Genomic DNA, 3,966 nt, shown 5'->3' on the forward strand with positions numbered 1-3,966 from the left:
GTTTAAATAGCACAACACAGACAGGACAAAATGAAAATACGCTACTAAAAGAAGAGCATTCACATCCAGGCTTCAATCCACGAAAGCTATGAATAATTTATAATGCTCTGGCAGGTCTTCTGACTTACTCCCCTTTGTTCTGTCTTCCCGTCCGGTTTTACCCGAACAGTGACTTTAAGAATGAACTATGGTTATGGAGCTTACAGCTGCGGGACAGTTCCGGATTTACACCGTATTCCCTTTTAATTCTTTGATGATATCCTATCAAAGAAACCTAAAGCGGTGCAAAAGTACAACAACTATTAATAACCACAACTAAACATCTGTATATTTATGCTGATGAAAACGTATTGCACTTTGTTATTTTTGATGATGATTGGTTTAATAAGCTTTGCCCAACAACCCGATACACTGTTCCTAAAAAAACTTTTACAAGCTCAGCCCGAACTGTTTAAAGGCATACTCGATCACCCAACCCAAAACGAAGTCCAGATCCTTTACACACAAATTGATCGGGACAAAAACAACATCCCTCATTTTAAATCATATAGTTACCGGCTTAAGCCTAACCGGTATTTTTACCCGGCAAGTACTGTAAAGCTGCCAACAGCTATTTTCACGCTCGAGAAATTGAATGAGCTGAAAATTAAAGGCTTAACAAAACAATCTGTAATGATAACTGATAGTGCCTTTACCGGGCAAACTAAAGTTAAAACGGATACTTCATCTGCAAACGGACTTCCATCAATTGAAAACTACATCAAAAAGATCCTGCTGGTAAGTGATAATGATGCCTATAACAGGCTATATGAATTTGTTGGTCGCGGAGAAATCAACAAAAAACTTAAAAAATATAATTTAAACAATACCCGTATCATTGGCAGGCTTGCTATCGGCGATACCGGGGAAGGCACTAAACATACCAATCCGGTTGATTTTTATAATGATGCTCAATTGGTTTATCACAAACCGGCGCTTTATGATAGCACCGAATATCCTATGCAGTTAGAAAACATGATACAAGGTAAGGGCTACCTGGATAAGGATGATAAACTGGTAATGCAGCCGTTCAGCTTTGCCGAAAAGAACGTTTACACCATTACCGACCAGCAGATGGTATTAAAACGGCTTCTTTTTCCAGAAGTTTTCCCTAAAGCACAGCGCTTTAACTTAACCGCAGCAGATTATCAATTCATTTATCGTTACATGAGCATGTTTCCCACCGAAAGTGTAAAGCCAACCTACAACCGACACGAATACTACCCAACTGTGAGTAAGCTTTTGTTTTACGGCGCCGATAGCACAGTAGTACCCAATGCCGATATCAGGATCTTTAACAAATATGGCGACAGTTATGGATACGATATTGATAATGCCTACATTGTAGATTTTAAAAACAAAGTTGAGTTTATGCTTACAGCGGTAGTGCAATCAAACGAGGATGGGATCCTTAATGATAACAAGTACGGGTATACAACCGTTTGCCTTCCTTTCCTGAAAAACCTTGGGCAGGTAATTTATAAATACGAACTACAAAGAGTAAAAAAACGCTTACCAGATTTAACCAAATTTAAATTTAATTACGATAAGGTTAAATAAAGTTCAATTAACAAAAACTTAGCCCGCTATATACTGTTTAGTTTTTACACCCAATTAAATAACACTATGGCAACTACATTAGTTAAATATACCGATAACTACCCGGTACTTTACGGCGACGACAGGGTAAACCTGAACTGGCCCGAACGTTATACATCTATCGTTGGAGGCGTAAAACTGGGATGGTCGGGTTTTAAGCATATCTTTTCGAACCCATTTGCAAGCATATTAAAAATAGGCGCCAGCGGGTATCTTTTAAACCGCGGTATTACCGGCCATTGCGAATTGTATAAGCGAATTGGCAAATTATCAACCAATCCTATTAACATCAATATCCGGTCTTCATTTACCGTTAATCAGCCCAGGCACAAGGTTTACAATTTTTGGCGCAAGTTTGATAACCTCCCCCTGTTTATGAAACACCTGGAAAGTGTTGAGGTCATCGACTCAAAGTATTCTTATTGGGTATTAAAGCTCCCTGCTGATGTAGCAACCGTTAGCTGGCATGCAGAAATTGTAAAAGACGAACCCAACGAAATGATAGGCTGGAGTTCGCTACCCGAGTCTACAATTAATAATGCAGGCAAAGTGCGTTTCCAGGACACCATTGATGGTACCGGAACCATTGTAGATATTGTGATTAGCTACCAGCCGCCGGCAGGTGGGTTGGGCGCCGGCCTTGCTAAGGTATTAAACCCTTTATTTAAAAAGATGGTTGATAAAGACGTGCAAAATTTTAAACAGTATATGGATATTGATAACGGCCCCGAGTTTTTCCTGGACAACAAAGAGGAACCCATTATTGTAATATCATAGGCTGAGATTAAAAATGGATCCCACAAAAAAACCGCCTGGTAATTAGTCACCAGGCGGTTTTTATTTTAATTCGTCGAGAACAGGTCTCAGCAAATTATATTATTTTACTGCATCAATCACGGCTTTGAAAGCATCAGGATGATTCATTGCTAAATCAGCTAATACTTTACGGTTTAAACCGATTTCTTTTGCTGCTAATTTACCTATTAATTGAGAGTAAGAAATTCCGTGCTGACGGGCACCTGCGTTAATACGCTGGATCCATAAAGCTCTGAATTCTCTTTTCTTGGTTTTACGGTCACGATAAGCGTACTGTAAACCTTTTTCAACTGTGTTTTTTGCAACGGTATAAACCTTGCTGCGTGAACCCCAATAACCTTTGGCGAGGTTCATGATCCTTTTCCGGCGTCTTCTCGACGCTACTGCGTTAACTGAACGTGGCATGTTGTTTGATTTTGGTAGTGAGTGCCTGCTTTTACAGCCGAACTTAAAACTCTAATACCTGGTTAAAAAAATTGTGAATTACTTTCCGATGCAAAGCATACGTTTAACATTTCCCATATCAGCATCAGACACTAAGCTGGTGTGACCAAGGTTACGCTTACGTTTAGTCGACATCTTGGTTAGGATGTGGCTTTTGAATGCATTCTTCCGTGTGATTTTACCGGTTCCAGTAAGCTTAAAACGCTTTTTAGCACTGGAATTGGTTTTCATTTTTGGCATAACTATTTATTTATATGTGCAGATGTGCAGATATGCAAATATGCACATCATTACACCCGCGGGTTTGCTCTTTAATGCTCTTCTCATCTGCACATCTGCACATCTGAAATCCGCACATTTATTATCTATTTCTTAGCTGCTTTAGGTGCCAGGGTTAAAAACATCCTTTTACCTTCAAGCTTTGGTAATTGCTCCACTTTACCTACATCTTCCAATGCCTGTGCAAAACGCAGCAGTAATATCTCGCCCTGCTCTTTATAAACAATGGCACGACCTTTAAAGTGTACGTAAGCTCTTACCTTTTCGCCTGATTCCAAAAATTTAATGGCATGCTTTAATTTAAATTCAAAGTCATGATCATCAGTGTTTGGTCCAAAGCGAATCTCTTTAATAACAGTTTGCTTGGCATTGCTCTTTATCTCTTTAAGCTTTTTCTTTTGCTCGTAAATAAACTTGTTATAGTCTGTTACTTTACAAACAGGTGGTACAGCGTTCGGAGATATTTCAACCAGGTCAAGTTCCTGCTCCTGCGCTATAGCAAGAGCATCTCTTAGTGAAAAAATTCCTTGCTCTACGTTATCACCTACAAGGCGAACTTCCTGAGCCCTAATGAATTGGTTGATATTGTGTTCAGCTTCTTTTTTCTTAAAAGGAAGCCTTGGTCCTCTATTGAAAGGTTTGTTTAATGCCAAGTTATACTTTTATTTCTTTAATTATTTGTTCTTTAAAATCTTCTATGCTCATACTTCCCAAGTCGCCCTGGCCGTGTTTCCTAACAGAAACCATGCCCTCGGCAGCTTCCTTTTCACCCACTACTAACATATAAGG

At 39.2% G+C, this 3,966-nt stretch carries 6 protein-coding genes and 1 riboswitch; of the genes, 2 read left to right on the forward strand and 4 right to left on the reverse strand.

Features of this window, described 5'->3' with window-relative positions; genetic code table 11:
• Nucleotides 1-92: 92 nt before the first annotated feature.
• Nucleotides 93-294: riboswitch (cobalamin riboswitch) on the reverse strand.
• Nucleotides 295-339: 45 nt separating this feature from the next.
• Complete coding sequence (locus AC1DPZ_RS23455) at nt 340-1,599, forward strand: serine hydrolase (protein ID WP_477408018.1); 1,260 nt, start codon at nt 340-342, stop codon at nt 1,597-1,599.
• A 66-nt stretch (nt 1,600-1,665) separates the two neighbouring features.
• Complete coding sequence (locus AC1DPZ_RS23460) at nt 1,666-2,415, forward strand: SRPBCC family protein (RefSeq protein WP_477408020.1); 750 nt, start codon at nt 1,666-1,668, stop codon at nt 2,413-2,415.
• Nucleotides 2,416-2,514: 99 nt separating this feature from the next.
• Here AC1DPZ_RS23460 and rplT read toward each other — a convergent pair whose 3' ends face one another.
• From rplT to AC1DPZ_RS23480, 4 genes are all read right to left on the reverse strand, one after another.
• The gene (rplT, locus tag AC1DPZ_RS23465; protein WP_076369188.1) at nt 2,515-2,859 is read right to left on the reverse strand and encodes a 50S ribosomal protein L20; all 345 of its coding nucleotides are present in this window, start codon (nt 2,857-2,859) and stop codon (nt 2,515-2,517) included.
• Between the two features lie 78 nt (nt 2,860-2,937).
• On the reverse strand, nt 2,938-3,138 hold the full coding sequence (rpmI, locus tag AC1DPZ_RS23470) for a 50S ribosomal protein L35 (protein WP_477408022.1): 201 nt from the start codon (nt 3,136-3,138) through the stop codon (nt 2,938-2,940).
• 125 nt (nt 3,139-3,263) lie between these two features.
• Nucleotides 3,264-3,830: a translation initiation factor IF-3 gene (gene infC / locus AC1DPZ_RS23475; protein ID WP_477408024.1), complete on the reverse strand. Its 567-nt coding sequence runs from the start codon at nt 3,828-3,830 to the stop codon at nt 3,264-3,266.
• A gap of 1 nt (nt 3,831) precedes the next feature.
• Nucleotides 3,832-3,966, reverse strand: a 135-nt coding sequence (locus AC1DPZ_RS23480; protein WP_477408026.1) for a His/Gly/Thr/Pro-type tRNA ligase C-terminal domain-containing protein, incomplete at its 5' end; no start/stop codon positions are given.

The organism is Mucilaginibacter sp. P4_G9 (genome assembly GCF_056400985.1).

Excerpts from the sequence above, each read along its gene's own strand:
- AC1DPZ_RS23455 (WP_477408018.1), top strand. The coding sequence starts at position 340 with ATGAAAACGTATTGCACTTTGTTATTTTTGATGATGATTGGTTTAATA.
- AC1DPZ_RS23460 (WP_477408020.1), top strand. The coding sequence starts at position 1,666 with ATGGCAACTACATTAGTTAAATATACCGATAACTACCCGGTACTTTAC.
- rplT (WP_076369188.1), bottom strand. The coding sequence starts at position 2,859 with ATGCCACGTTCAGTTAACGCAGTAGCGTCGAGAAGACGCCGGAAAAGG.
- rpmI (WP_477408022.1), bottom strand. The coding sequence starts at position 3,138 with ATGCCAAAAATGAAAACCAATTCCAGTGCTAAAAAGCGTTTTAAGCTT.